Source organism: Micromonospora sp. NPDC005194, assembly GCF_040608335.1.
GTDB lineage: Bacteria > Actinomycetota > Actinomycetes > Mycobacteriales > Micromonosporaceae > Micromonospora.
On record NZ_JBEXIA010000020.1, the window covers coordinates 25,623 to 51,854 of the forward strand.

Below are 26,232 nucleotides of genomic sequence, written 5' to 3' on the forward strand. Positions count from 1 at the left end.
GGCCACTTGGGCCACTTCGGGCACTTGGGCCACTTCGGGCACTTGGGCCACCCGGCCCACGCGACATGCTGCGCCGGGCGGTGTCGGCCCACCCGGCCCACTTGGCCCGCCAGATCCACCGGCCCATCGACCCACCGGCCCACCGGCCCACCGGCTAGCCAATCTCCCGTCGAGCGATATGACTGTGAGTCATAAATATGACTCACAGTCATATCGCTCACGAGACAGACATGCCCCGGCCACCGACGCTAAGGCCCGTAGCGGTCGGCAGTCGGCGGTCGGCAGTCGGCGGTCGGCGGCGGCGGCGGCTGGTGGCCGGCGCTCGGTTTCAGTGGAGGTTGTTGAGGATCTTCTCGTAGCGAAGTCGGTCGGCCGCCGGGGTCTTCGCCTCGAGGTAGTTGAGCACCACGGCGCCGCGCCGGTACGACTGGCCGCCCCACGTCTCGGCGATGTCGCCGGCGCTGGTCTCGTCGGGGAACACGTAGACCGTCACGCCATCGGTGGCGACGATCTCGGAACAGCCCAGACCGAGACCGTCCGGTCCACAGTCAACGGAGCGGTCTTTGGGGTGCGTCACTCGCAGACCGGCGGCCTTGAAGGCGTCGACCACCTGGCGGGCACCGGGCGCACCGGCCGGGCGCGGGGGCAGCACCACCGGCGGCGGGCTGGCCGGCCGGCGCTCGACCGGCCCCTGCGGCGGCGCGGGCGGCACGGCGGGCGGCGGGGTCGGCTGAGCGGGGCGGCCCGACGGCCCGGCGGCATCGGCCGAACCGGACGGGACCACCGACGGCGTCGGCGCGCTCGCGAGGTCGCTCGCCGCCAGGGTCGCGACGGGCGACGCCGGCGGGGCCGCCCGAGGGCTGTCGTCGTCACTGCCGCAGCCGGCGGTCAGCGCGACGGCGACCAGAAGGATCCCGACGGCGGGCAGGCTCCGATGTGTCACCAGGGCAGTCTGCCGGGCCACGCCCGACGGCGGCAGTGGCCGGTCAGCCACCGCGCTGTCCCATATCCGCCACCGGCGATCGACCGCACGGCCGGGGTGCGCTCCGGCGGGCACCGACGCGCCCGTCGGCTCAGCCGGAGATCCCACTGGTGGAACCGCGGACCGACGTCGACGGTTAACCTGCCGGCATGGCTGTCACGCCCTGGGTCTCGTTGACCACCGACTACGGCCTCACCGACGGATTCGTGGCCGCCTGCCACGGGGTGATCGCCCGGATCGCGCCGGCCGCCCGGGTCATCGACGTGACCCATCTGGTGCCGCCGGCGGACGTCCGACGCGGTGCCGCCGTGCTGGCGCAGACGGTGCCGTACCTGCCGGTGGGCGTGCACGTGGCGGTGGTCGACCCGGGGGTGGGCACCGCCCGGCGGGGCGTCGCGCTGGCCACCCCGGGTGGGTTGCTGGTCGGCCCGGACAACGGGCTGCTGCCGGACGCCGCTGCCGCGCTCGGCGGGGTGACCGCCGCGGTGGAGCTGACCGAGCCGCGCTGGCTGGCGGCCCGGGTGTCCGGCACGTTCCACGGCCGGGACGTCTTCGCCCCGGTGGCGGCCCGGCTGGCGCTCGGCGCGCCGCTGGCCGAGGCGGGTCCGGCGGTCGACCCGGACGGGCTCGTCCGGCTGCCGCCGGCGGTCGTGGCCCGCGACGCCGAGGGCTTCACCGCCGAGGTGCTGACCGTCGACCACTTCGGAAACGTCCAACTGGCCGCACCGGCCGAGGTGCTCGGCCCGCTCCCGGCCACCGTCCGGGTGGGCCCGCCGGGGCCCGCACCGGCCCGCGGGGCGGTGCGCGGACGGACGTTCGGCGACGCACCGGAGGGCGGCCTGGTGGTGTACGTCGATTCGGCCGATCTGGTGGCGGTGGCGGTCAACGGCGGCCGAGCGGTGGACGTCCTCGGGGTGCGTCCGGGCGACCTCCTGCGGGTGGCCGGGTGACATTCGACTATGGAATGCTGCCCCGGTGGGTGAACACGTAGTTCCCGTGGACTGTCCCTGTTGTGCCTCTCGGACCGGCGGCGGGACCTGCCCGGTCTGCTTCTGGACCGACGACGGTCAGAGCGACGCCGACGCCGACGCGGTGCGCGGCGGCGCGAACGGCGACCTGAGCCTGTCGCACGCCCGGCTCAACTACGCCGTGTACGGGGCGAGCCACCCGCGTTACCAGGACATGGTGCGCCCCGCCCGCCCCGACGAGCGTCCCTGACGACCCCGCCGGGGTAGGGCCGACTCAGCAGACCGGCACGCCGCCGCCGTAGACGGCGGAGATGTACGCGTGGCTGACGTACTGCCCGGTGGCCAGGCGGTTCCACCTGGTGGTGGTGCGGTACGGGCCGGCGACCGACTGACCGGTGACGTAGCACTGGATCGGCACGTTGGCAAACCGGGCGGCGAGGCCGCGGACCCTGTACGACGTGCTGGGCCCGCTGCGGATGTTGAGCGGCCCTGCACCGACGACGCCGCGCGGCCCGCCGCCGGTCCACAGGTAGGCGACGTCCACCCAGGCGTTGGTGGTGAGTTGCAGGCCGTCGGTGAACGTGCCGTCGGCCAGGTCGACGCCGGCCGGGTTGAGCACCGTACGCCCGAACTGGTCCCGCCCACCGTTGTAGCCGGACTGGTAGGCGGCCTGCGCCTCGGGCCGGCCCTGCGGCAGGTTCTTCCAGTTCTCCCGTACGGCGGACGGGTTCCAGTAGTCGTCGCGGGTGTTCCACGGCCCGACGTCCCAGACCGGGGCGTACTCGCAGCGGGCGCCCGTGGTGGTGCAGACCCGCACGGTGTAGTCGCCGCTGTTGAGCGGGGAGAGGCTCCGGCGCGACGGTAGCGCCGCGAAGTGGTCGCGCGGCGCGATGGTGCGGCCGTTGGCGGTCAGTTGGCCGACCAGCCCGATCCGGGTGGCGTACACCCGGTAGGTGAGGCCGGGCGTGGCGGCGGAGACGGCTGCCGTCGCGTCGGCGGTGAGCTGGACGCCGCGTACCGTCGCGGTGGCGCCGCCGGCCCGCGCGGTCAGCACCACCCGGGTCTGCACCCGGCGGACCGGTCGGTCGAAGACCACGCCGGCGGTCGCGGACCGCCATTCGGTCCAGCCGCTGACCCGCCAACCGCGGACCTGCGCCTCCACGCTGGCGCCGGCGGGGACGTCGGCGCTGATCTCGGCGCGGACCCGGGTGGCCGGTCGGGCGAGGGTGCGTGGTGCGGTCAGCAGCATGCCCTCGGCGACCGCGCTGTGCGGGCTGCGCGGGCTGCGCCCGGCCGTGCGCGCCTCGCGCAGCCGCAGCCCGGCGGCGGTACGCCGGACGTTGACGTCGTCACGGTCGACGACCGACAGGTTGGCGCTCCACCGCTCCACACCGGGCACGGCGGCGGTCAGGGTGAGCGACGTGGCGGTTGCGGGTACGGCGCTGGGGAAAAGGCTGGTGGCGGGCGCGACGGCGGCGGTGAGCGCGAGGGCGAGGGTGGCGGTGAGGGTAGCGGATCGGATACGACAATGAGGTCGCGTCATGGGCATTCTCCTCAGAACCCCCTGACCCTCGCATGTCAGGAGATCATGAGGAACCTGCCTACAAATAGCGACACATGCGAATCTTGCTCGAAAGAGGGAGGATGGCAGGGTGCCCGAAGGTGACACCGTCTGGAACACCGCCCGCGTGCTGCACCGCGCGCTGGCCGGCGCGCGGCTCACCGGGTCCGACTTCCGGGTGCCGCAGCTGGCCACCACCGACCTCACCGGGTGGACCGTCCGCGGGTCGGCCAGCCGGGGCAAGCACCTGCTGCTGCGCCTCACCGCCCCGGACGACGCGCGGTGGACGCTGCACTCGCACCTGCGGATGGACGGCGCCTGGCGGGCGTACGCGCCGGGGGAACGGTGGAGCGGCCGGCCCGCGCACCTGATCCGGGTGGTGCTGCGCACCCCCGGCGCGGTGGCGGTCGGCTACCACCTGCACGAGCTGGCCCTGGTGCCGACCGCCGAGGAGAGCGGTCTGGTGGGTCACCTCGGGCCGGATCTGCTCGGCCCGGACTGGGACCCGGCCGAGGCGGTCCACCGGCTCGCCGCGCACCCGGAGCAGAGCATCGGCGAGGCCCTGCTCGACCAGCGCAACCTGGCCGGGGTGGGCAACCTCTACAAGTGCGAGGTGCTGTTCCTGCGGGGCGTGTCGCCGTGGACGCCCGTCGCCGCGGTGCCGGACCTGCCCGCCACGGTGGCGCTCGCCCAGCGGCTGCTGGCCGCCAACCGGGGCCGCTGGACGCAGAGCACCACCGGCTCGCTGCACCGGGGTCAGACCAGCTACGTGTACGGCCGCCGCGCCCAGCCGTGCCGCCGCTGCGGCACCGCCATCCGCAAGGAGGAGCTGGGCGAACGGGTCACCTACTGGTGCCCGGTCTGCCAGCCGGAGCAGCCGCACACCCCACCGCCCGGCTGACCGGGCCCCCACCGACCGGGGCCAGCCCAGATACGGACGATTGGGTAATTCCTATCCGGCCTCCGACGTCGCATGCTGCGGTTGAATGCTCACCGCCCGTCAGCAGAGTGCCGGGGGTCGCCACGCCGGGGTGGCGATCCTCGTGCCCCAACCCCGGGGAGAGTCATGGCGATCTTCCGCAGACTCCGCTCCACCTTCTTCTACCGGCCCACCTCCGACAGCCTCGCCCGGACGGTGTCCGTCCCGGCCGCGCGTACCGCCGAGGAGGCCGCCCCCGCGGCGAGCCTGGACCCGACCGCCGTGCCGCGCTGTTTCGGGCCGGTGCCGAACGTCGCGTACAGTCCCCGCCCGACGCGCGCCCCCGACGGCCGGTCGGTGCCCGGCACGGGGCTGCGGAAGTTCGTCGACGCGCTGCCGATCCCGGGCCGGGCGGGCGGCACCGACCTCGGCGGGCGGTTGCCGGTTGCGGTGCCCGACACGATCAGCTACCCGGGCTGCGACTACTACGAGATCGGGCTCCAGGAGTACACGCAACGCCTGCACCGGGACCTGCCGGCCACCCGGCTGCGCGGCTACCGCCAGCTCAACCTGGGCACCGACGCGTCCGGCCACAACACGGTGGCGCCCCCGGAACGGCCCTGGCACCTCGGCCCGATGATCCACGCCCGGCGGGGCCGGCCGGTCCGGGTGAAGTTCATCAACCAGCTCCCCACCGGCCGGGCCGGCGAGCTGTTCCTGCCGGTCGACGAGACGGTCGAGGGGGCCGGCATCGGCCCGCTGGACGGCCCGGCGCCGTACCCGCAGAATCGAGCGGTGCTGCACCTGGCCGGGGCGCAGACCGGCTGGACCAGCGCGGGCAACCCCGGGCAGTGGATCACCCCGGCCGGTGAGATCACCCCGTACCCGACCGGGACGGGCCTGACGCCCGTGCCGGACATGCCCCCGCCCGGTGCCGGCGCCACCACGCTCTACTTCCCCAACGAGCAGAGCGGCCGGCTGCTCTGGTTCCACGACAACACCCTCGGCCTGGCCCGGCTCACCGTCTACGGTGGTCAGCTCGCGCCCTACCTGCTCACCGACCCGGTCGAGGACCAGCTCGTCGCCGACGGGGTGCTGCCGGCCGACCAGCTGCCCCTGGTGATCGAGGACAAGACGTTCGTGCCGGACGACACCCAACTCGCCGCCGAGGACCCGACCTGGGACCGGGAACGGTGGGGGGCCCGGGGCAGCCTGTGGCACCCCCACGTCTACCAGCCCCGGCAGAACCCGTACCGGTCCGGCGGGCGCAACCCCACCGGCCGGTGGGACTACGGCCCCTGGTCGCGCAGTCCCGCCCCGGACGGCAGCCGGGCCGACGGCGAGCCCACGGTGGACGGCTGGCCGCTGGCGGAACGGATCACCGGCGGGCCACCGCCGACCGGACCGGGGCCGGTGCCGAACCCGCACCACGACCCCGTCGGCGCGCCCACCGAGCCGCCGCTGCGCCCCGGGGTGCCGCACCCGTCCGCGGTGCCCGCGGCGTACGGCGACACCCCGCTCGTCAACGGCGTCGCCTACCCGCACCTGGAGGTGCGTCCACGCGCGTACCGGTTCCGCATCCTCAACGCCTGCCTGGACCGCAGCCTCAACCTCCAGCTCTACCGGGCCTGCTCGGACGCGCCGATGTGGACCGACGACGGCGTCCTGGCCGACGCGGACGCCGGCGAGGTGCCGATGGTGCCCGCCGTACGGGCGCCGGACCGGCCGGCCGCCTGGCCGAGCGACGGGCGGGACGGCGGTGTGCCGGACCCACGGGCCGCCGGCCCGGAGTTCGTCCAGATCGGCAACGAGGCCGGGCTGCTGCCCGCCCCGGTGGTGCTGCCGAACCGGCCGATCGGGTACCGCTACGACCGGCTCGACCCGACCGTGCTGAACGTGGACGGGCACACGCTGCTGCTCGCCCCGGGTGAGCGCGCCGATGTGCTCGTCGACTTCTCCACCGTGGCACCGGGCAGCACGCTGATCCTCTACAACGACGCCCCGGCACCGCTGCCCGGCTTCGACCCGCGCTACGACCAGCACACCGACGCGCCGGACCGGACGGCCGAGGGCGGCCCGCCGCCCACCGAGCCCGGGTACGGCCCGAACACCCGCACCCTGCTCCAGTTCCGGGTGAGCGGCGTGCCCGAACCGGCGTACGACCTGGCCCGGCTGCGGGAGCGGCTGCCCGGGGCGTACGCGGCCAGCCAGCGCCCGCCGATCGTGCCGCAGCCGGCGTACGACCCGGCCTTCGGCAGCCGGACGGCGGCCGGGACGACGGTGTCGGCGCACGCCGACACCGTGACGTTCACACCGCTGGGCGGCGCCGGCCCGGTGACCCTGCCGATCGAGGTCAAGGCCGCCCAACAGGTCTTCGAACCCGGTCACGGGCGGCTGGCCGGGCGGCTCGGGGTGGCCCACCCGCACGCCGGGCCGCTCGCCCCGGCGACCCTGCCGCTCGGCCCGACCGACCCGGTCACCGAGGTGCTGTACGCCGCCGACCCGGCCATACCGGTCGGCGCGCCGGCCGACGGCACCCAGCTCTGGCGGATCAGCGGCAACGTCCGGCAGACCGAGCCGCTGCACTTCGGCGGCTGCGACGTGCAGCTCGTCAACCGGGTCGGCTGGGACGGCACGCAGCGCCCCCCGCACGGTGCGGAGCTGGGCTGGAAGCAGATCGTGCGGGTCAACCCGCGGGAGGACGTGGTGGTGGCGCTCCGCCCCGTGGCCCCGGCCCTGCCGTTCAAGTTGGGCGACAGCGTCCGGTTGCTCGACCCCGGCCGTCCACCCGGCGCGCGGGCCGGGTCGACGCCGATCAGCCCGACCGACGGGCGACCCGCAGTGGTGGTCAACCAGATGGTCAACCTCGGTTGGGAGTACCGCTGGCACAGCCAGCTCGCCGGCCACCGCGACCTGGGCATGAGTCGCCCGCTGGTGCTGCGGGTGACCCCGAGGGCCCCCACCGGGCTGACCGCCACGCCGGTGCCCGGCTCGGCCACGGCGTTGCCGGCGATCGCCCTGGCGTGGACCGGCAACGGCGGACGCCCGCCCGCGACCAGCCACCTGCTGCAACGGGCCACCGACGCGACCTTCGGCGGCGACGTCACCACGATCACCGTCGCGGCCGCCGCCACCCGCTACACCGACGCCACGGTCACCCCCGGCACGACCTACCACTACCGGATCCGCGCGGAGAACGACGTCAGCTACTCGTCCTGGTCGAACAGCGTGCCCGCCTCGGTGCACCTCGCCGCGCCGGGCGGGCTGATCGCGGCGATCCCGCCCGCCGCGCCGCTGCGGGTGGCCCTGCGCTGGACGAACCGCTCCTTCGCCACCGGCATCGACGTGCAGCGGGCCACCAACCCGACCTTCACCAGCGGCCCCGGCACCACGGCGATCGGGGTCGGTGACAACCACCTGGACACCACGGCCGCCCCGGACACCACGTACTACTACCGGGTCCGCACCACGTACCTGGGTGCCGCCTCGGCCTGGTCGACGGTGGCCGCGGCGAGCACCCCGCCCGCGCCGGGCACCCCGAGCGAGGTGACCGCCGCCGCGAGCGCGCCGGGGCCGGACACCGCCACGGTGGTGCTGGGTTGGACGGCGCACACGCCCGCCGGTCCGGGGTCCGGGTTCATCGTGCAGCGGGCGCTGGACCCGGCGTTCGGGCAGGAGGTGGCGACCTTCACCGTGACCGGTCGCGGCTTCACCAACACGGGGCTGGCCCGGGGCGTGACCTACCACTACCGGATCCGGTCGTTCAACGTCGTGGGCAGCTCGCCGTACACCGGCCCGATCCCGGTCACGACCCCACCGTGACGGGCCGGGCGGGGCTCAGCTGGTGGGTGCCCGCAGCCCGGAGCCGCCGGCACGCAGCTCGGCCAGGGCGGAGGCCACCCCGTGCAGCAGGTCGGTCGCCTCGGTGAGCCGGTCGGCTGCCGGGTGGGTGGGCTCCGGTCGGGCGTCCTCGGCGAGGTAGCCGGCGGCGGCGACCACCAGCCGCTCGTAGGCCGCCACGCCGCTCTCCAGCTGGGCGGTCAGCGTGCGGTGCGCCTCGGCCAGCGGCGCCCGGGCGTCGGTCGGCGCGAGCCGCAGGGCTCGTTCCACGCTGGCCACCCGCGCGGCGAGGTCGCGCAACGACCGGTCGGCGGCAGCGGCCTCCAGCACGGCCGGCTCGGCCAGCCCGGTAAGCCGGGGCGCCATCCCGGCCAGGGTGAGCGACGCTCGGTCCAGTCGGGCCCACTGCTGCCCGGCGGTGGTGCCGCGCAGCGCGACCCGGCTGCGGACGCGGCGCACCTCGGCGAGCACGCCCGAGCCGACCGGCAGTCGCTCGACGGCGGCCACCAGCCGGGCTCGGGACCGGGCGGCAGCCTCGGCCGGATCCAGCGCCGGGGGCGCCGGGCGGGCGGCCAGCGCCCGCAGATCGATCCAGCGCCAGGCGGCCAACGCCACCGCGCTGCCCGCGGCGCCGGCCCAGGCCGCGTCCGGCAGACCGAGGCCGGCGTACGGAGTCAGCACCGCCGCGGCGCCGCCGAGCCCACCGGCCAGTACGCTCCACCGCCGGGCGGACCGGCGCAGCCGACCCAGCCGACGGAAGTACCGCGTCCGCTCGTCTGCCACCGAAGACCTCCTCGAACCGTTCAGCCGGCGGCGGTCGGGTCGCCGGTGCCCCGTTCGCGGGCCATGCTGGCGCGCAGCTCGTCCAGCCGGGCCGCGGCGGTCGGGTCGCTGCCCGGACTCGCCGTCTCACCCTGCGGCACCGCCGGGCGCTGCGCCGTGCCGCCGAGCTGCTCCCCCGCCATGCTGGACCGGATCTGCTCCAGCCGGGCCGAGCCCGCCGAGTCGATGGTCGCCTTCTGGATCTCCAGCATCCGGCCCTCGACGGAGTTGCCGGCCAGCTCCGCGCGGCCCATCGCGTTGGCGTACCGCCGCTCGATGCGGTCACGCACCTCGTCCAGCGACGGGGTGGTGCCGGGGGCGGTCATCGACGACATCGACTCCAGCGAGCGGGCCACCGTCTCCTGCATCTTGGCCTGCTCCAGCTGGCTGAGCAGCTTGGTGCGCTCGGCGAGCTTCTGCTGGAGGATCATCGAGTTGTTCTCGACGGCGCGGCGGGCCTGCGCGGCGGCGCCGAGCGCCTGGTCGTGCAGGGTCTTCAGGTCCTCGGTGGCCTGCTCGGCCGAGACCAGCTGGGTGGCCAGGGCCTGGGCGGATTGCTCGAACCGCACCGCCTCGGCCTCGTCGCCCTTGGCGCGGGCCTGGTCGGAGAGCACCAGGGCCTGCCGGGCGTTGCCCTGCAACCGCTCGACCTCGGACATCTGCCGGGACAGCTTCATCTCCAGCTGACGCTGGTTGCCAATGACCGCCGCAGCCTGCTGGACCAGCGCCTGGTGCTGCCGCTGGGCATCCTCGATGGCCTGCTGGATCTGCACCTTGGGATCGGCGTGCTCATCGATCTTGGCACCGAAGAGCGCCATCAGGTAGTTCCAGCCCTTGACGAACGGGTTCGCCATCTCCGCGGTATCCCCTCAGTAGCGTCGCTCCACCGCGATCGGGTCGGGTTCAGCCGACCGACCGCGGACCGGCCGGTCTCCATCGTCCCAGCCGAACGCCACCGAGGCATCCGTACCGGGTGCTCGACGGGAACCGTCGGCTCCTGCGGGCCACCCTACGCGGCTGTGGCCACGTCGCCCATGGTCAACCGCTCGGCGGGCTCAGGCGGCGCAGACCACGTCCCGGTCGCGCTCGGTGGGGCGAACCCGGGTGCTGCGCAGGGTTGCCCGCAGCGGCGAGTCCTGCCGGACCGACACGGCGACCTTGCCATCGGAGGTGACCTGACGGACGCCCCGGTTGGCGCCCTTGCGCACGGCGGTCGTCGCGCCGACGGGCGCGGCCTCGGCCGGCTCGTCCTGCATGCCGACGAGCACCCCGGCGGGCATCTGCTCGGCGAGGGCCACGGTGTCGCTCACCTCGCGCAGCAATTCGGACAGGCGGGCGCCGAGCGCGTCGCAGATCGCGGCGAGCAGCTCGCTGGACGGCTCCTTGTGCCCCCGCTCGATCTCGGAGAGGTAGCCGAGGCTGACGTTGGCGGCGGTGGACACCTCACGCAGTGTGCGCTGCTGTCCCTGCCGGCGCGCCCGCAGTGCGTCACCGATCACCCGGCGTAGCAGGACCATCGCACCTCCCCCTGAGGGATACCTCTCGCCCGGCGTCGGGCGGCCGGCCGCGGCGGACCGCGCCGACTCCGAGCGTCGGAGCCTTCCCGCAACCGTACCCGCTGTGGGGCCCGGCGACATCCCGCCCCGCCCGTTGGTTCGCCCGGGGCGGCTCATCGACGCCCCGCACCGGCCGTCCCCAGACCGCCCCGGGCGACCTCGCCGGCCGTCTCCAACCCGTCCCGGGCGGCTTCGTCGGCGGCGTGGATCCGTTCGGCGAGCAGCCGCAGCGCCTCGACCACGGCGGCCGAGCGTACGTGGTCCCGCCCGCCGTCCAGGTCGAGCTGGCGGACCTCGACACCGCTCGGGCCGGCGACCGCGACGTAGACCAGGCCCACGGGCTTGCCGTCCTGCGGCTCCGGGCCGGCGACCCCGGTGGTGGCGAGCCCCCAGTCCGCGCCGCAGCGCCGCCGGCCGCCCTCGGCGAGCGCCGCCGCCACGTCCGGGTCGACCGGGCCGCGCTCGGCCAGCAGATCGGCCGGTACGCCAGCCAGCGTGGACTTCAGCTCGGTGGCGTAGACGACCAGCCCGCCCCGGTAGATCCCACTGACCCCGGCGATCTCCACGATCGACGCGGCCAGCAGCCCGCCGGTGAGCGACTCGACGGTGGCCACTGTCTCGTGGCGCTGCGACAGACTGTGCACGACACCCGCCGCCGCGCTACCCGTCGCGTTCTCGTCCCGCTCTTCCCGCCGCATGAGCTCGTCCTTCCCCACCCGCCGACCCCCAACCCTCCCGGCCGAACCCCGTCGATCATGAAGTTATCGCCCCGACACGCCGGCCCGGACGGCAATAACTTCATGATCACCGGGGGGTCAGGGGTGGTGGGGGCGGCGGAGGCGGAGGGCCTGGGTTATGTAGTCGAAGCCCGTCGCCACCGTGACCAGGACGGCGGCACCCATGATCCAGGGGCCGACGGCCACGAGGGCGGCCGGCATCGGCCAGAGGTACCAGGCGATGGCCAGGATCTGGAGCGCAGTCTTGATCTTGCCGCCGCGGCTGGCCGCGATCACCCCGTGCCGGATCACCCAGAACCGCAGCCCGGTGATGCCCAGCTCGCGGACGAGGATCAGCGCCGTCACCCACCAGGGCAGCCGGTCGTACCAGGAGAGCAGCACCAGGGCCGCGCCGGTGAGCGCCTTGTCGGCGATCGGGTCGGCCACCTTGCCGACCGAGGTGACCAGAGCGAACCGGCGGGCGATCCAGCCATCCACCAGGTCGGTCGCTGAGGCCACCGCGAAGATCAGGCAGGCCGCCATCCGCCAGCCCGCGTGGGTCATCCCCGACACGATCACGGACGCGGCGAAGACCGGCACCAGCACCAGCCGCAGCGCGGTCAGCGCGTTGGCCGCGTTGAGCACGGGCACCCGCGCGACCACCCGGGCCGGCGTCGACTCCGTCGCCCCGGTCACCGCCTCGCTCCGCTCGGGTCGCCATGGCGTTTCCGGCACCGCACCACCTGGCTCCCCCGCTTCGTCCGGGCCCGCCGTCACCGTGCCGCGCCGGGCGCCGCCGAGATCATCTCATCCGGCACCGCGAGCAGATCCACCCCTTCGGTGCCGGTCACCGTGGCCCGCACCAGGTCACCCGGGCGCAACGCGGCCAGGTCGACCCCGCCATCGGCAGGTGCGACCAGGGTGGTGGAACCGTCCACCTCCGGCGCCTGGTGCGCCGCCCGGCCCTCCACCACGCCGTCGACGATCGCGTCGACGAGCACCTCGACGGTCGAGCCGAGCCGGTCCTCGGCCCGCTGCGAGCAGAGCTCGTCGGCGAGCGCGCTGAGCCGGTCGTAGCGCCGCTTGATGGTCGCGGCGGAGACCTTGCCGGGCAGGCCGGCCGCCTCGGTGCCGTCCTCGTCGCTGTAGTCGAACATGCCGATCGCGTCGAGTCGGGCCTCGGTCAGGAACCGGGTCAGCTCGTCGATGTCGGCGCGGGTCTCGCCGGGGAAGCCCACGATGAAGTTGCTCCGCGCGCCCGCTTCCGGGGCCAGCGCGCGGGCACTGGCCAGCAGCTCCAGGAACCGGTCGGTGGAGCCGAAACGCCGCATCCGACGCAGCACCGGCTCGCTGGAGTGCTGGAACGACAGGTCGAAGTACGGGGCCACCCCCGGTGTGCCGGCGATCGCCTCGACCAGACCGGGCCGGGTCTCGGCCGGCTGGAGATAGCTCACCCGCACCCGGACGATGCCGGACACCGCGGCGAGCTGCGGCAGCAGCTTCTCCAACGCGCGGGGGTCGCCGAGGTCCTTGCCGTACGAGGTGGAGTTCTCGCTGACCAGCACCAGCTCCCGTACGCCGGTCTTGGCCAGCCATTCCGCCTCGGCGAGCAGCTCGTCCGGCGTACGCGAGACGAAGGCCCCACGGAACGCGGGAATGGCACAGAACGCGCAGCGCCGGTCGCAGCCGCTGGCGAGCTTCAGCGAGGCGACCGGGCCGGTGTCCAGTCGGCGGCGCAGCACCTGGCGCAGGTGCGCCGGGGTGTGCTCGTCGGTGTCGACGACGGTGCGCGCCACGGTGCCGTGCCCGGGCAGGGACACGGTGGCGCTCTGGCGCTGCACCGGGGTCAGCGGCAGCAGCTCGCGGCGGTCCCGGGGAGTGTGCGCGGTGATCTGCTCCCCGGCGACGACGGCGTTCAGCCGGGCCGCGATGTCCGGGTAGTCGTCGAAGCTCAGCACCGCCTGCGCCTCGGGCAGGCTGTCGGCCAGCTCCCGGCCGTAGCGCTCGGCCATGCAGCCGGCGGCCACCACCTTCGCGCCGGTGCCGGCGGCGGCGAGCAGGGTCTGGATGGAGTCCTGCTTGGCCTTCTCCACGAAACCGCAGGTGTTGACGACCACCACGTCGGCGCCCTCGCCGTCGGTGGTCACCTGCCAGCCGTCGGCGTGCAGGCGGGCGGCCAGCTCCTCCGAGTCGACCTCGTTGCGGGCACAGCCCAGGGTCAGCAAGGCGACGCGACGGCCGTCGGCGTTGTCGGAAGGAGAAGGAGAGGTGGCAGACACCATCCGAGGGTACCGGGCCGGCCGCGGAAGCCCGCGCACGCGGGCCGGGGTGGTCGTCCGGCACACACCCCGCGCGCCCTCGCCGGGCGCCGACCCGTCAGCGGGTCGCGGCGCCCACGCGGGTCAGCGCGTCGAGCAGGAAGACCTCCGTGCCGGCCAGGCCCGTGGAGCAGAAGACGGAGAGCTGGTCCGCCGTGGTCCGGCCGGGGACCGCGCCGGCCAGGATGCCGCCCAGGTCACGCAACCGTCCGGCGTACGGGGGCAGAGCCGCGAGCATCGGCGGCTGGTAGTCCGCCGCCTGGGCCGGCGAGTCGGTGACCAGCAGGTCGGCGACGTCCAGCAGGTCGATGCCGAACTCGCTGCGGTCGTGCTGCTTGAAACCCACCGCGTTGACGTGCGTGCCGGGGCTCACATCGGCGGCGCGCAGCACCGGGGTGGGGCTGGTGGTGGCGAGCACCACGATGTCCCGTCCGGTGACGGCCGCGCCCGGGTCGGCGACCGCGCGGGCCGGCACGCCCAGCTCGGCGCGCACCCGGGCGGCGAAGGCGTCCCGGCGCGCCGCCGAGCGGCTGTGCACCACCACCTCGCGCAGCGGACGGACGGCCGCCGCGGCCCACACCTGGGTCCACGCCTGCCGCCCGGAGCCGATCACGCCGAGGGTCGCCGCGTCCGGCCGGGCCAGCGCGTCGACCGCGACGCCACCCAGCCCACCGGTACGCCGGGAGCCCAGCTCCTCGCCGACGGCTACCGCCCGGACCGCGCCGGTGCGGGCGTCGTGCAGCACCACCAGCTGCTCGCCCTGCGGGTGGCCGAACGTGTCGTACGAGCGGTAGCCGTACCACTCGCCGACCAGGTGCCCGGCGGTGAGCACCATCCGTCCCCCGCCGAGCGGGGCGGCGGCCCGGGGTGGGGCGACCAGCCGCCCCTCGTACGCGGCCACCAGGGCGACGCGCATGGCGTCGACGGTGGTGGTGGCGTCCAGGACGGCGGCGATCTCGGGATCGGCATAGAGCAGGGCCATCTCGCCATACTGCAAGTTGAAGCGAGGTAGAGGTCAACGCGTGGTGGCGGGAGTCACCATCCCGGCCGCCGGGCCGGTGCTAGCGTCGGCCACGGTGGCCCCGGATGCCGGTGACCACTCCGGACGAGTGGTGGGCGTACCCGGTCAGGCCAAGACGCCCCACGTGACGACCCGACTCGTCCGGTGCGGCAGCCCGGGCGCTCCTTCGTGAGGTGGACGATGGCCTGGCTGGTGTTGGTGATCTCTGGACTGTTGGAGACGGTCTGGGCGATCGCCCTGGACCGCAGCGCCGGCTTCAGCCGGCTGCTCCCGTCGGCGGTGTTCGTGCTGGCCCTGGTGCTGAGCATGGGCGGGCTGGCGTACGCGCTGCGCGACATCCCGGTCGGCACCGGCTACGCGGTCTGGGTCGGCATCGGCGCGGTGGGGACGGCGCTGGTCGGGATGCTGGCGCTCGGCGAGTCGGCCAGCCTGCCCCGGGTCCTCTGCCTGCTGCTGGTGATCGCCGGCGTGGTCGGACTGAAGATCTTCCATTGAAGAGGTACGCGTGACCAATGTCCACGGTGGGTAGTTGATCGGTCTGGCACGACAGGCTCTCACACCGGAGGAAGACATGGCCGACGTCCCCACCACCGCCCGCCCGCGTAACAACGCCGCCCGCATCCTCACCATCGTGGGCTTCGTCTTCGCCGTGCTCGCCCTGTTGCTCAACCCGATCATCTTCGGTGTGCTCGGCGTGATCGCCGGCGTCGTCGGCGCCGTCCTGGGCGACAAGCCGCTGGGCTGGTACGCCGCCGCGGCCAGCGTCGTCGCCGCGATCATCAGCCTGGTGATCATCGGCGCGCTGATCAACAACTGAGCGTTCTGCTTGCACGGGCCCGCCGGCTTCCGGCGGGCCCGTCGCTGTCAGCGGGCCGGGCCGGCGCTGTCAGTCCACGTCGCCACGCAGGCCGGCCAGGACGTCCTCCAGCTCGTCCGGCTTGACCAGCACGTCGCGCGCCTTCGACCCCTCCGACGGCCCGACCACGCCCCGGGTCTCCATGAGGTCCATGAGACGGCCCGCCTTCGCGAAACCGACCCGCAGCTTGCGCTGGAGCATCGAGGTGGAGCCGAACTGCGAGGTGACCACCAGCTCCACCGCCTGCACCAGCAGGTCGAGGTCGTCGCCGATGTCCTCGTCGATCTTCTTCTTGTTCTCCTGGGCGGGAGCCAGCACGTCCGGGCGGAACTCGGGCTCGCGCTGGTCCTTGCAGAACTTCACCACGTCGGCGATCTCGCGCTCGGTGACCCAGGCACCCTGGATCCGGACCGGCTTCGAGGCGCCCATCGGCAGGAAGAGACCGTCACCGCGGCCGAGCAGCTTCTCCGCGCCGGGCTGGTCCAGGATGACCCGCGAGTCGGCGAGGGACGACGTGGCGAACGCCAGCCGGGACGGCACGTTCGCCTTGATCAGACCGGTCACCACGTCGACCGAGGGGCGCTGGGTGGCCAGCACCAGGTGGATGCCGGCGGCCCGGGCCAGCTGGGTGATCCGGACGACCGAGTCCTCCACGTCGCGCGGCGCGACCATCATCAGGTCCGCCAGCTCGTCCACGATCACCAACAGGTACGGGTACGGACGCATCTCCCGTTCGCTGCCCGGCGGAGCCTTGATCTCGCCGTTGCGGACCTTGCGGTTGAAGTCGTCGATGTGCCGGACCCCGTTGGCGGCGAGGTCGTCGTAGCGCATGTCCATCTCGCGGACCACCCAGTCCAGCGAGTCGGCCGCCTTCTTGGCGTTGGTCACGATCGGGGTGACCAGGTGCGGGATGCCCTCGTAGCCGGTCATCTCGACCCGCTTCGGGTCGATCAGCAGCAGCCGCACCTCGTCCGGGGTGGCCCGGGTGAGGACAGACACCAGCAGGGTGTTGAGGCAGCTGGAGTTGTGGGTGGGGATGCACGCGCGGCTGGCCAGGTACAGATGACTCGGACTGTCGACCTCGATGCACCGGACGGGCACCGAGGCGATTGGTCGTACATCCACGATGTAACGACGGGCAGTCGTGGAACGCCCGCCGACCACCTGGCGGCTCGCTTTGCGTGTCAGCCGGAAGACCTTGTCGGCCGGGGTGAAGTGAATTCGATAGAAGGTGGAGGACGACTCGCTCCGGCCCTTCACCCGCTTGGTCGTCATTGTCGCCCGGTAGCCGAGCCCGATGATCAGCTCTAGAGCATCCTGTGCCAGACGTTGGTTTGTGAGCCCCAGCTCGACTCCGCCCCGAGGGGAAATTGTTCCGTCCGTGTCCAACAGACCAGCCAGCAGAGCCCGCCGCTGCTCCTCCGAGGAGCGCAGGTAGCTGGCAGGAATGTGTTTCGTCCCGATCTCGCGGAACAAGTGCCGCAACGTCCGGTACTGCTCTCGGAGCGCAGAGTCTGGCTCGCGGCGGCCCGGCCGTGCAACCCTGGCCCGACCGCGAGCCGCCAGGCATACAGCGGAAAGGCCGACCCCGGCCTGCCGAGACGCCCGAACGAGGCTTACACCCTGAGCGAACAGATTCACAGCCTCGGCGATTCGCCCGTCCCGTTCTGGTTTGTTGGAGATCGTGTAATGCCTCCGGCTGGAGGGGCGTTTCGTCACCACGTACCCGTCCAGCCGAATGTTGTCCAGTAACTCATCCTCGTCGCAGGTGAAGGAGGCCGAGCCGGTCGTGCCATCACCCAGCCAACAACCCATCGTGTACGGAGCGATTGGTAGATCCTGCTCCGGATAGTCGAGTGGTCCACACACCGCAACCGCATGGTTGGCCCAGGACCCGCCACGCCCGACCACCCGCAGCGAAGCTGCGATCTCTTCGGTCGTCACTGGCCGGTCGTCGAAGCTGCGCCTCCGACCCGACCGGCCTGGATCAGCGACGAGTTCGTTCAACGCCTGATAAAGACGGTGGCGGGAATAGGCGGGAACTCGGCGGGCCACCTCGCGTCCGCCCCGCACATAGCTGGTCAGGGTATTGCCGAACTCCTTCGGCAGCCCACGCACCACCTTGTACAGCGCGTTCCGAAACTGCTGGCCGACATCGGAGACAACCTCGTCGGTCGATACCGAACGATCAGGCTCTGCCAACACCTCGTCGGTCTTTGTAGCCAGCCGGTGCCGATCATCCGCCGACCAGTAGGCCCCGTCCCTCCAACGATGGGTTCGCTGGGTCCGGCCAGCTCTGGTCGTCGTCTGCCATTGGTGCTGCGCGTCGGCGACAATCACCGTGCCGTCGGAGAACTCCACTTCGTAACAGGGGCGGTCGTACATCACTGGGGTGGCAGCGACGATGGTGCAGCTGCGGCCGTGTTCGTCGAAAACCTTCCCGCCAACCTGGAGGTCGCCCATCGTGGACCAGCCGTCGGGTGTCGGGATCGGCGTGTCCAGGGCCAGCGCCTTGCCCGCGCCGGTGGCCCCGGCGATGAGGATGTGCGGCATCTTGGCGAGGTTGGCCACCACGTAGCCGCCCTCGATGTCCTTACCGAGCGCCACCACCATCGGATGGTGGTCGCTGGTCGCCGCCCGCGAGCGCAGCACGTCGCCGAGCGCCACGTTTTCCGGGTCGGTATTCGGGATCTCCACGCCGACCGCGCTCTTGCCCGGGATCGGGCTGAGGATCCGTACGTCCGGCGACTTCACCGCATACGCGATGTTGCGGGAGAGCTGGGTGATCCGCTCGACCTTGACCCCGTGCCCCAGCTCCACCTCGTAGCGGGTGACAGTCGGGCCCCGGGTGAAGCCGGTGACCGCGGCGTCCACGTCGAACTGGTCGAAGACGCCGGTCAGCGCGGCGATCACCTCGTCGTTCGCCTTGCTGCGGGTCTTCGCGGCGGCACCGGCGCTGAGCATGTTCGCCGGGGGCAGGGTGTAGTCGCCGGACAGGCCGGTCAACGCGAGCTGCTCGGCGCGGGTGGGCGCGGGCGAGTGCTCCGGCGGCTCGGCCGGCTTGCGGCTGGCCGGCACCTTCGCCGGCGCCTTGCGCGGCAGGACCATGGTCTCCTGGAGGTCGGCGCCCTCCAGATCATCGAAGTCGTCCGGGTCGATCGGTGGCGGCATCCGCTTCGCCGGACGCTTGCGCGCGGGCCGCGCGACCGGCTCGTCGTCCTCCTCGGTGGCCTCCGGAGGCGCGATCAACCCTCCGGCGAGCAGGCCCAGCCGCTCGGGAATCTTGTTGATCGGCGTCGCGGTGACCACGAGCAGGCCGAAGAGCAACAGCAGGACCAGCAACGGTACGGCCACCCACGCGGTGACCGCCCGCTCCAGCAACCCGCCCACGCCGGCGCCGACCAGGCCACCGGCGTAGTCACGCTGCACGGTGTTTGTCGGGTCCTGACCGATCTGGAGCAGCGCGGCGGTCGACACCAGCAGCGAGCCCCACCCGATCAACCCGCGGCCCCGGTGCTCCGGATCGGCCGGCTGGCGCATGAGCCGCCACGCCCCGATCATCAGCAGCACCGGAACCACCACGGAGATCGCGCCCAGGAACAGCCGGATCGTGTCGGCCAGCCGCGCGCCCACCGGACCCGCCCCGGAGAACCAGAGCGCGACGGCGGTGAGCAGGGCCAGCCCGAACAGCAGCAGCCCGCCGCCGTCGCGACGGTGCTCGGGGTCGAGGTCGCGGGCGGAGGCGGCCTGCCGGCCGGCGGCCCGCACCGCCCAGCCCATCCCGTGCGCCAACCCCATCCACAGTGCACCGATCGCGCGGCCAACGTAGACGGCCGGCCCCGGGCGGGCGGGTGTGGTGCGCCGCCGTACCGGCGCCCGGGTCTTCTTCGCCGGTTGACGGGCACGGCTGTTGGTGCCACCGCGCGGCGACGCGCCGCGTCGCCGGCTCGCCTGAGAGGTACGGCCCGCCATAGAGTCACGGTAACGGTGGGGCCGGGCAGATCGCCGCTTTTCCGGGTCGTGTCCGCGCGTCGCAGCACTGACCCCGCCGCCGGTCGTGATATCCGCCTCAGAAGGGATGCCCGATGGCGTCGCCGAGACTCGAGGACGATCCGCTGGCCGGGCACCCCGGTAGGTTGCGCCCGTTGACCGACGAGCTGGTCGCCGCGGTGCTCGCCGCGCGCGGCCGGCCGGTCGGCCGCGCCGTGAACGGTGACCTCGTGGGTCGCTTCGACGACAACCTGATCTGGTTCCTGCGTCTCGGGGTGGACGGCGAGTTGCTCCAGGTCCGCACCATGGTCGCGCCCGCTTTCGGGATCGAGCAGGTGCCCGCCCTGTACGCCTTCTGCAACGCCTGGAACCACGACCGGCTCTGGCCGAAGGCGTTCGTGCACGTCGACGACGGCGGTCAGGCCCGGATCTACGGTGAGGTGATCACCGACCTGGAGCGCGGGGTCACACCGCACCAGCTCGACCAACTGCTCGACTGTGGCATCACGGCCGGCTGCCAGCTCGCCGTCGCCGTCGGCCGGCTGCCCGGCGCGGTGTCGGCGTGACCGGGCGGGAGGAGGCGGCGGGCAGCCGCACCGACCGGGCGGACGGCCCCTCCGATGGCCGGGTCGCAGGTCAGCGCGTCCTGGCGCTGGTGGCCGCGCTCGCCGACGCCCGGGACCTGCCCGACGGGCCCGGTCGGCTGGTCGCCCTGGAACGGGTCGCCGAACGGGCCGACGCCGCCGGGGACGTCCGGTCCGCGGTGGACGCCCGGTTCGCCCTGATCGAGGCGTACCTGCTGCACGGCGAGCGGTGGCGGCTGGTCGAGCCGTTGCGACGCTGCCGGGCCGCCGCCGACCGGTGGCCCGCGCTGCTCACCGACGCCGAGGCTGAGCTGCTGGCGCGCTACCAGCGCTACGCGGTGGAGGCGCTGCTCGGCACGCCTCGGGTCGGGCTGGACCAGACCCGACTCCTGCTGGACGACCTGGCCCACCGGGTGGGGGCGGACGGGCCCGACGCGCCGACCGTCGCCGAGCTGCGCTGCCGGATCGCCGACCACCTCGGCGACGAACCCACCGCCCGCCGCTTCTTCCAGGGGTGGGCGGGCACGCGTCCCGGCCCGGCCGGTGGATGCCCCGGCTGCGCCCCGGCCCGACGCGCGGAACTGCTCGCCGGCTGGGGCGAGTGGCAGGCCGCACGCAGCGAGCTGCGGGCGTACGACGGCGACGCTCAGGAGTGCACCGACCAGCCCGAGCGGGCGCTGGTCGCCGATCTGCTGCCGCTGTTGCGGCTCGGCGAACCAGAGCAGGCAGCGGCGGCGCACGTGCGGGCGTACCGGCGACACCGGCGCGAGCGCTCCGCCTTTCCGTACCTCGCCACGCATTTGCGGTTCTGCGCGCTCGGCGGGCACCTGGAACGCGGGCTGACCGTCCTGACCGAGCAGCTGCCCCGACTGGACCGGCCCACCGACGACCTCGCCGCGATGGAGTTCGCCGCCGCCGGGGCGCTGGTCTGCGGGCTGGCCGAGGAGGCGGGGCTGGGTGACCGGACGGTGCACCGCCCGGCGTACGTCGATCGCCCGGCCACCGAACTGGAGGTGGGCACCCTGGGCGCGCTGCTGCTCGGCCTCGCCACCGACCTGGCGGGCAGCTTCGACGCCCGCAACGGCACCGGTCACCAGTCCGGCCGGATGGCGGCCTGGCTGGCCGAGCGCCCATCCGCGACGGCAGCGCCGCTGCCCGCCGACGACGAGGCCGCCGACGAGGTTGGCGACGAGGCCGGCGCGCACGAGGCCGGCGCGCACGAGGCCGGCGCGCACGAGCCCGGGGCGGACGAGGCCGGCGCGGAGGCGGACTCCGAGCGGGAGGTGATGGCGCTCACCACCGACATGATCACCTCGACGCTGGACAGGCGCGGCGACCGGTACCTGGTCGACGACGGCGGCACCGTGGTCGGCCGGTGGGGTGCGGCCGTGATCCAGTTCCGTCGGGCCGGCGAACGCGGCGAGGTGTTGCACACCCGGGCGATGGCCGCCCGCCGGCTGCCGACCGCGCGCCGCGCCGAGGCGTACGCCTTCTGCAACGCCTGGAACCACGACCGGCTGCTGCCCAAGGCGTACGCGCACGATCTCGACACGGAGATCGTGCTCGCCGGGGACGTGGCGACAGACCTGACCCACGGGGTGGCGCCGGCGCAACTGCTGGTGCTGGTGGACGCCGCGATCGCCACCGGCGTCGCGTACGCCGAAGCGGTGGCCGACCTGCCCTGACCGCCCGGCGGCCGACACGGCGACGCCGGCCCACCCGCAACGGGTGGACCGGCGTCAGCGCGACGTGCTCAGACCTCGACGACGGTGGGCACGATCATCGGTCGACGACGGTACTTGTCGTTGACCCACCGCCCCACGGTCCGCCGGACGATCTGCTGGAGCTGGTGCGGGTCGGTGATGCCGTCCGCGGCGGCCCGGTTGAGCGCCTCGGTGACCAGCGGCACCACCGGGTTGAACGCCTCCGGGTCCTCGGAGAAGCCCTTCGCGGACAGCGTCGGGCCGGCGACCACCTTGCCGGTGACCGAGTCGACGACCACTGTGGTGGCGATGAAACCGCCGTCGCCGAGGATCCGCCGTTCGGTGAGCAGCGACTCGCTGACGTCGCCGACGGCGAGACCGTCGACGTAGACGTACCGGCTCTTCACGTGCCCGACGAGGCTGGCCCGGCCCTCGACGAGGTCGACCACGTCGCCGTCCTCGCAGATCACGACCCGGTCGGCGGCGACCCCCGACTCGATGCCGAGGCGGGCGTGCGCGCGCAGGTGACGCCACTCGCCGTGCACCGGCATCAGGTTGCTGGGCCGAACCACGTTGAGCAGGTAGAGCAGTTCGCCGGCCGGGGCGTGCCCGGAGACGTGCACCTTCGCCACGTCCTTGTGCACGACGACCGCGCCGGCCCGGGCGAGCCGGTTGATGACCCGGTAGACCGAGGTCTCGTTGCCCGGCACCAGCGACGACGCCAGCACGACTGTGTCGCCGGGCGCGATGGTGATGTGCCGGTGGTCGCCGCTGGCCATCCGGCCCAGCGCGCTCATCGGCTCGCCCTGCGAACCGGTGGACATCAGCACGATCTGCTCGGGAGGCAGCGTGGTCGCCTCCTCGATCCCGATGACCAGGCCGGCCGGGATGTTGAGCAGGCCGAGGTCCCGGGCGATGCCCATGTTGCGGACCATGGACCGACCGATCAGCGCGACCTTGCGGCCGTGCTCCGCGGCGGAGTCGAAGACCTGCTGCACCCGGTGCACGTGCGAGGCGAACGAGGCCACGATGATCCGGCCCTTGGCCTTCGCGAAGATCGAGTCGAGCACCGGCCCGATCTCCCGCTCCGGGGTGACGAAGCCGGGGATCTCCGCGTTGGTGGAGTCGGACAGCAGCAGATCGACGCCCTCGGCGCCGAGCCGTGCGAAGCCGGCCAGGTCGGTGATCCGGCCGTCCAGCGGGAGCTGGTCCATCTTGAAGTCGCCGGTGTGCAGCACCAGGCCGGCCGGGGTGCGGATGGCCACGGCGAGCGCGTCGGGGATGGAGTGGTTGACCGCGAAGAACTCGCACTCGAACGGGCCGAGCCGCTCGCGGCCGCCCTCCCGCACGGTCAGCGTGTAGGGCTGGATGCGCCGCTCGGCCAGCTTCGCCTCGACCAGGGCGAGGGTGAACTGCGAGCCGACCAGCGGGATGTCGGGCTTGTGGGCGAGCAGGTACGGCACCGCGCCGATGTGGTCCTCGTGGCCGTGGGTCAGCACGATCGCCTGGACGTCGGCCAGCCGGTCCAGGATCGGGCCGAAGTCGGGCAGGATCAGGTCCACGCCCGGCTGTTCGACGTCGGGGAAGAGCACCCCGCAGTCGACGATCAGCAGTTTGCCGTCGTACTCGAAGACGGTCATGTTCCGACCGATGGCGCCGAGCCCGCCGAGCGGGATGATCCGCAGGCCACCTTCCGGCAGCGGCGGGGGCAGTTCCGCCTCGATGTGCGCCTCGGTCACGCGTCCACCTCATTCTGCGACGCCATCACTCGGCGCCCATCGTGTCGTTCGATCATTCGGGCAGCTCCAGGCCCGCTGCCGCGAAGTCCGCGCGCAGCTGGGCGATCTCGTCGTCGGTGGCGTCCACGAGCGGGGGTCGCACCGGGCCGGCCGGCAGGCCCAGCGACGCCAGGCCCGCCTTCACCAGGATGGTGCCCTGCGTGCGGAAGATGCCGGTGAACAGCGGCAGCAGCCGCCGGTGCAGGGCAAGCGCGGCCGGCATGTCCCCCGCGTCGTACGCCTCGATCATCTGTGCGGTCAGCGCCCCGGTGAAGTGCGTCGAGGTGCCGACCACGCCCACGCAGCCGACGGCCAGCGCCGGCAGGGTGAGCGCGTCCTCGCCGCTGTAGAAGGCGAGGCCGGTCCGGCTGGTCACCCAGCTGGTGGCGGTCAGGTCGCCCTTGGCGTCCTTGACCGCGACGATCCGCGCGTGGTCGGCGAGCCGGACCAGTGTCTCGGTGTCAATCGGCACGCCGGAGCGGTGCGGGATGTCGTACAGCATCACCGGCAGTCCGCTGGCGTCGGCCACCGCGGTGAAGTGCCGCAGCAGACCGCTCTGCGGCGGCTTGTTGTAGTACGGGGTGACCACGAGCAGGCCGTGCGCGCCGGCCTTCTCGGCGGCGGCGGCCAGCTCGATGGTGTGCCGAGTGTCGTTGGTACCCACCCCGGCGACGACCCTGACTCGGTCACCGACGGCCTCCACCACGGCCCGGATCAGGCGTTCCTTCTCCGCGTCGGTGGTGGTCGGCGACTCACCGGTGGTGCCGTTGACCACCAGCGCGTCGTTGCCCTGCTCGTCGACCAGGTGGCTCGCCAGTCGGGCGGCGCCGTCGAGGTCGAGCGAGCCGTCGGGGGTGAACGGGCTCACCATGGCCGTGAGCACCCGGCCGAAGGGGCGGGACGCCGGTTGGGCCGCGGCGTCGGGGTGGTCGTGCGTCATACCCTCCAACCTAGCGGACGACCAGCCGGAGCCTGCCGGGGAAGGGCTCAGGACGCCTCGTGCGGGCTGGCCGCCACCTCGGTGCCGTCCGGCAGCGTCGAGATCACGAAGTCGGCGAAGACGTTCGGTGCGACTCCCTGGAGCTGGCGCAGGCACTCCACAGCCAGCTCACGGATCTCCACGTCGGCGTGCTCGGTGGCCCGCATGGCGACGAAGTGCCGCCACGCCCGGTAGTTGCCGGTGACCACGATCCGGGTCTCGGTGGCGTTCGGCAGCACCGCGCGGGCCGCCTGCCGGGCCTGCTTGCGGCGCAGCGTCGGGTTGGGCTCGTCGGAGAAGCGCTGCTCAAGACCCTCCAGCAGCTCGGTGTACGCCCGCACGCTCGCCTCGGCGGCCTCGGTGAACTTCTTGTGCAGCTCGGGGTCGTCGGCGATGACCGCCGGCTCGACCATGGCCGCGTCCCGCTCGGGGACGTAGCGCTGGGAGAGCTGGGAGTACGAGAAGTGCCGGTGCCGGATCAACTCGTGGGTGAAGGAGCGGGACACCCCGGTGAAGTAGAAGGTGACCGAGCCGTGCTCCAGCACGCTGAGGTGCCCGACCTCGAGGATGTGCGCGAGGTAGCCGGCGTTCGTGGCGGTCGCCGGGTTCGGCTTCTTCCACGACTGGTAGCAGGCCCGCCCGGCGAACTCGGCGAGCGCCTGGCCGCCCTCGGCGTCGGTCGACCACGGCACGTCGTCCGGGGCCGCGAACTGGGTCCACGCGATCAACTTGACCTGGGGCTGCACCATCTCCGGCATTCCTGGGACTGTAGTGGCGGGGCGCCTTGCGACCCAAGTCGGGCTCGCGGTGTGGAAGCCGCCAACCGCAGCCGAATCACCGGTGCTCGCGGACGCGCCGGCGCCCGGAGGTGTCCAAGATCTCTACGCGCGGATCCGGTGGCTCGCGGGTCTCGCACACCCCCGGTTCCCTGTAGAGCTGCCCCAGAAGTGGGGCAGGCGGCACGACGCCGGGCGCACCACCGCCACGCCCCATATCCGGGGCAGCTCTACAGGACGCGCAGGACCTCACGGCCCGCCCGAGGAAGGCCGAGGAAGGCCGATCCACGGCACGCCGGGCCGGGGCTGGCAGGCCTCAGACGTAGAGCGAGGTGAACGGCGCCCAGGGCAGGTTGCGCAGCACCGAGAAGGCCAGCCACACGCCCAGGAACCCGACGATGACCTTCGAGCTGATCCGCAGCTCCGGCAGCCGCCAACCGAACGCCTGATGGCCCGCCCAGGCGACGAAGAGGTACGCCAGGAAGGGCAGCGCGAAGACGAACAGGAAGTGGTGTCGGGCGGCGGCCGGCAGGTCGCCGTGCAGCACGTACCAGAGCGCGCGGGTGCCGCCGCAGCCCGGGCAGTCCAGCCCCGTGGTCAGCTTGAGCAGGCAGGTCGGCGCGGCGTCCGGGTCGGCGTGGGCCGGGTTGCTCAGCAGCGCGTAGGCCATGCCGAGGCCGACGCACCCGACCGCGGCCAGCGGCGCCGCCCAGCGCGGTGACCGCTCGTAGAGCCACAGAACGCCCCGGGTGAGCCGGTCGGGCTCGGGCGCCGGGTAGCCGTAGCCATCCGGCGGGCTCGCCGGCCAGCTCGCACCGGGGGCGGGCTGCGGCTGGTCGACCGGTCCGGGAACGCTCGTCACG

At 73.4% G+C, this 26,232-nt stretch carries 22 protein-coding genes, 1 pseudogene and 1 riboswitch; of the genes and pseudogenes, 8 read left to right on the forward strand and 15 right to left on the reverse strand.

Annotated features, from left to right (window positions below):
* Nucleotides 1-328: 328 nt before the first annotated feature.
* Complete coding sequence (locus tag ABZU53_RS18415; RefSeq protein WP_354859229.1) at nt 329-943, reverse strand: hypothetical protein; 615 nt, start codon at nt 941-943, stop codon at nt 329-331.
* Nucleotides 944-1,131: 188 nt separating this feature from the next.
* Between ABZU53_RS18415 and ABZU53_RS18420 the strand changes: the two genes are divergently transcribed.
* Complete coding sequence (locus ABZU53_RS18420; RefSeq protein ID WP_354859227.1) at nt 1,132-1,932, forward strand: SAM-dependent chlorinase/fluorinase; 801 nt, start codon at nt 1,132-1,134, stop codon at nt 1,930-1,932.
* Between the two features lie 25 nt (nt 1,933-1,957).
* Entirely contained in the window at nt 1,958-2,200 is a 243-nt protein-coding gene (locus ABZU53_RS18425; RefSeq protein ID WP_355066834.1) for a CPCC family cysteine-rich protein, read from the forward strand.
* A gap of 24 nt (nt 2,201-2,224) precedes the next feature.
* Here ABZU53_RS18425 and ABZU53_RS18430 read toward each other — a convergent pair whose 3' ends face one another.
* Entirely contained in the window at nt 2,225-3,493 is a 1,269-nt protein-coding gene (locus ABZU53_RS18430) for a hypothetical protein (RefSeq protein WP_355066835.1), read from the reverse strand.
* Nucleotides 3,494-3,602: 109 nt separating this feature from the next.
* Here ABZU53_RS18430 and ABZU53_RS18435 point away from each other — a divergent pair, with 109 nt between their 5' ends.
* Together ABZU53_RS18435 and ABZU53_RS18440 are read left to right on the forward strand one after the other, a co-directional pair.
* Complete coding sequence (locus ABZU53_RS18435; protein ID WP_355066836.1) at nt 3,603-4,412, forward strand: DNA-formamidopyrimidine glycosylase family protein; 810 nt, start codon at nt 3,603-3,605, stop codon at nt 4,410-4,412.
* A gap of 165 nt (nt 4,413-4,577) precedes the next feature.
* The gene (locus tag ABZU53_RS18440) at nt 4,578-8,252 is read left to right on the forward strand and encodes a hypothetical protein (RefSeq protein ID WP_355066837.1); all 3,675 of its coding nucleotides are present in this window, start codon (nt 4,578-4,580) and stop codon (nt 8,250-8,252) included.
* Between the two features lie 15 nt (nt 8,253-8,267).
* Here the strand turns inward: ABZU53_RS18440 and ABZU53_RS18445 are convergent, their stop codons facing one another.
* The 7 genes from ABZU53_RS18445 to ABZU53_RS18475 all read right to left on the reverse strand — a co-directional run bounded on the left by ABZU53_RS18445 (nt 8,268) and on the right by ABZU53_RS18475 (nt 14,664).
* Nucleotides 8,268-9,053 carry a hypothetical protein gene (locus tag ABZU53_RS18445; RefSeq protein ID WP_354859216.1) on the reverse strand — a complete coding sequence of 262 codons (786 nt, stop codon included), beginning with the start codon at nt 9,051-9,053 and terminating at the stop codon, nt 8,268-8,270.
* A gap of 20 nt (nt 9,054-9,073) precedes the next feature.
* On the reverse strand, nt 9,074-9,946 hold the full coding sequence (locus tag ABZU53_RS18450) for a PspA/IM30 family protein (protein WP_355066838.1): 873 nt from the start codon (nt 9,944-9,946) through the stop codon (nt 9,074-9,076).
* A 201-nt stretch (nt 9,947-10,147) separates the two neighbouring features.
* Nucleotides 10,148-10,609: a helix-turn-helix transcriptional regulator gene (locus ABZU53_RS18455; protein WP_354859213.1), complete on the reverse strand. Its 462-nt coding sequence runs from the start codon at nt 10,607-10,609 to the stop codon at nt 10,148-10,150.
* 152 nt (nt 10,610-10,761) lie between these two features.
* Complete coding sequence (locus ABZU53_RS18460; protein WP_355066839.1) at nt 10,762-11,346, reverse strand: CinA family protein; 585 nt, start codon at nt 11,344-11,346, stop codon at nt 10,762-10,764.
* Between the two features lie 117 nt (nt 11,347-11,463).
* Complete coding sequence (gene pgsA, locus ABZU53_RS18465; RefSeq protein ID WP_354859210.1) at nt 11,464-12,060, reverse strand: CDP-diacylglycerol--glycerol-3-phosphate 3-phosphatidyltransferase; 597 nt, start codon at nt 12,058-12,060, stop codon at nt 11,464-11,466.
* 77 nt (nt 12,061-12,137) lie between these two features.
* A complete protein-coding gene (gene rimO / locus ABZU53_RS18470; protein WP_354859208.1) occupies nt 12,138-13,646 on the reverse strand; it encodes a 30S ribosomal protein S12 methylthiotransferase RimO in 1,509 nt (502 codons plus the stop codon).
* Nucleotides 13,647-13,740: 94 nt separating this feature from the next.
* Nucleotides 13,741-14,664 (reverse strand): ornithine cyclodeaminase family protein, encoded by a 924-nt coding sequence (locus tag ABZU53_RS18475; RefSeq protein ID WP_355066840.1) that lies wholly within the window; start codon nt 14,662-14,664, stop codon nt 13,741-13,743.
* 93 nt (nt 14,665-14,757) lie between these two features.
* Nucleotides 14,758-14,828: riboswitch (guanidine-III (ykkC-III) riboswitch) on the forward strand.
* Nucleotides 14,829-14,883: 55 nt separating this feature from the next.
* Here ABZU53_RS18475 and ABZU53_RS18480 point away from each other — a divergent pair.
* Nucleotides 14,884-15,198 (forward strand): SMR family transporter, encoded by a 315-nt coding sequence (locus ABZU53_RS18480; protein WP_354859204.1) that lies wholly within the window; start codon nt 14,884-14,886, stop codon nt 15,196-15,198.
* 76 nt (nt 15,199-15,274) lie between these two features.
* Nucleotides 15,275-15,520, forward strand: a complete 246-nt coding sequence (locus ABZU53_RS18485) for a hypothetical protein (protein WP_354859203.1) — start codon at nt 15,275-15,277, stop codon at nt 15,518-15,520.
* A 69-nt stretch (nt 15,521-15,589) separates the two neighbouring features.
* Here the strand turns inward: ABZU53_RS18485 and ABZU53_RS18490 are convergent, their stop codons facing one another.
* Nucleotides 15,590-18,067 carry an FtsK/SpoIIIE domain-containing protein gene (locus ABZU53_RS18490; protein ID WP_354859233.1) on the reverse strand — a complete coding sequence of 826 codons (2,478 nt, stop codon included), beginning with the start codon at nt 18,065-18,067 and terminating at the stop codon, nt 15,590-15,592.
* Nucleotides 18,053-19,531, reverse strand: a pseudogene (locus ABZU53_RS18495) (DNA translocase FtsK 4TM domain-containing protein); the annotation flags it as partial. The gene ABZU53_RS18490 and the pseudogene ABZU53_RS18495, both read right to left, overlap by 15 nt.
* A 113-nt stretch (nt 19,532-19,644) precedes the next feature.
* On the opposite strand from ABZU53_RS18495, the gene ABZU53_RS18500 reads away from it, so the two are divergent.
* Together ABZU53_RS18500 and ABZU53_RS18505 are read left to right on the forward strand one after the other, a co-directional pair.
* Nucleotides 19,645-20,115, forward strand: coding sequence for a YbjN domain-containing protein (locus tag ABZU53_RS18500; protein WP_355066841.1), 471 nt, complete (start codon nt 19,645-19,647; stop codon nt 20,113-20,115).
* An 80-nt stretch (nt 20,116-20,195) separates the two neighbouring features.
* Nucleotides 20,196-21,818, forward strand: a complete 1,623-nt coding sequence (locus tag ABZU53_RS18505; RefSeq protein ID WP_355066872.1) for a YbjN domain-containing protein — start codon at nt 20,196-20,198, stop codon at nt 21,816-21,818.
* Nucleotides 21,819-21,886: 68 nt separating this feature from the next.
* Here the strand turns inward: ABZU53_RS18505 and ABZU53_RS18510 are convergent, their stop codons facing one another.
* The 4 genes from ABZU53_RS18510 to ABZU53_RS18525 all read right to left on the reverse strand — a co-directional run bounded on the left by ABZU53_RS18510 (nt 21,887) and on the right by ABZU53_RS18525 (nt 26,231).
* Nucleotides 21,887-23,575, reverse strand: a complete 1,689-nt coding sequence (locus ABZU53_RS18510; RefSeq protein ID WP_124854118.1) for a ribonuclease J — start codon at nt 23,573-23,575, stop codon at nt 21,887-21,889.
* Between the two features lie 52 nt (nt 23,576-23,627).
* A complete protein-coding gene (dapA, locus tag ABZU53_RS18515) occupies nt 23,628-24,554 on the reverse strand; it encodes a 4-hydroxy-tetrahydrodipicolinate synthase (RefSeq protein ID WP_355066842.1) in 927 nt (308 codons plus the stop codon).
* Between the two features lie 47 nt (nt 24,555-24,601).
* Nucleotides 24,602-25,342 carry an FAD-dependent thymidylate synthase gene (gene thyX / locus ABZU53_RS18520; RefSeq protein WP_145785820.1) on the reverse strand — a complete coding sequence of 247 codons (741 nt, stop codon included), beginning with the start codon at nt 25,340-25,342 and terminating at the stop codon, nt 24,602-24,604.
* Nucleotides 25,343-25,685: 343 nt separating this feature from the next.
* Complete coding sequence (locus tag ABZU53_RS18525; RefSeq protein ID WP_355066843.1) at nt 25,686-26,231, reverse strand: DUF2752 domain-containing protein; 546 nt, start codon at nt 26,229-26,231, stop codon at nt 25,686-25,688.
* Nucleotide 26,232: the final 1 nt, after the last annotated feature.

Excerpts from the sequence above, each read along its gene's own strand:
- ABZU53_RS18420 (WP_354859227.1), top strand. The coding sequence starts at position 1,132 with ATGGCTGTCACGCCCTGGGTCTCGTTGACCACCGACTACGGCCTCACC.
- ABZU53_RS18430 (WP_355066835.1), bottom strand. The coding sequence starts at position 3,493 with ATGACGCGACCTCATTGTCGTATCCGATCCGCTACCCTCACCGCCACC.
- ABZU53_RS18440 (WP_355066837.1), top strand. The coding sequence starts at position 4,578 with ATGGCGATCTTCCGCAGACTCCGCTCCACCTTCTTCTACCGGCCCACC.
- ABZU53_RS18450 (WP_355066838.1), bottom strand. The coding sequence starts at position 9,946 with ATGGCGAACCCGTTCGTCAAGGGCTGGAACTACCTGATGGCGCTCTTC.
- ABZU53_RS18455 (WP_354859213.1), bottom strand. The coding sequence starts at position 10,609 with ATGGTCCTGCTACGCCGGGTGATCGGTGACGCACTGCGGGCGCGCCGG.
- ABZU53_RS18460 (WP_355066839.1), bottom strand. The coding sequence starts at position 11,346 with ATGCGGCGGGAAGAGCGGGACGAGAACGCGACGGGTAGCGCGGCGGCG.
- rimO (WP_354859208.1), bottom strand. The coding sequence starts at position 13,646 with ATGGTGTCTGCCACCTCTCCTTCTCCTTCCGACAACGCCGACGGCCGT.
- ABZU53_RS18475 (WP_355066840.1), bottom strand. The coding sequence starts at position 14,664 with ATGGCCCTGCTCTATGCCGATCCCGAGATCGCCGCCGTCCTGGACGCC.
- ABZU53_RS18480 (WP_354859204.1), top strand. The coding sequence starts at position 14,884 with ATGGCCTGGCTGGTGTTGGTGATCTCTGGACTGTTGGAGACGGTCTGG.
- ABZU53_RS18485 (WP_354859203.1), top strand. The coding sequence starts at position 15,275 with ATGGCCGACGTCCCCACCACCGCCCGCCCGCGTAACAACGCCGCCCGC.
- ABZU53_RS18500 (WP_355066841.1), top strand. The coding sequence starts at position 19,645 with ATGGCGTCGCCGAGACTCGAGGACGATCCGCTGGCCGGGCACCCCGGT.
- dapA (WP_355066842.1), bottom strand. The coding sequence starts at position 24,554 with ATGACGCACGACCACCCCGACGCCGCGGCCCAACCGGCGTCCCGCCCC.
- thyX (WP_145785820.1), bottom strand. The coding sequence starts at position 25,342 with ATGGTGCAGCCCCAGGTCAAGTTGATCGCGTGGACCCAGTTCGCGGCC.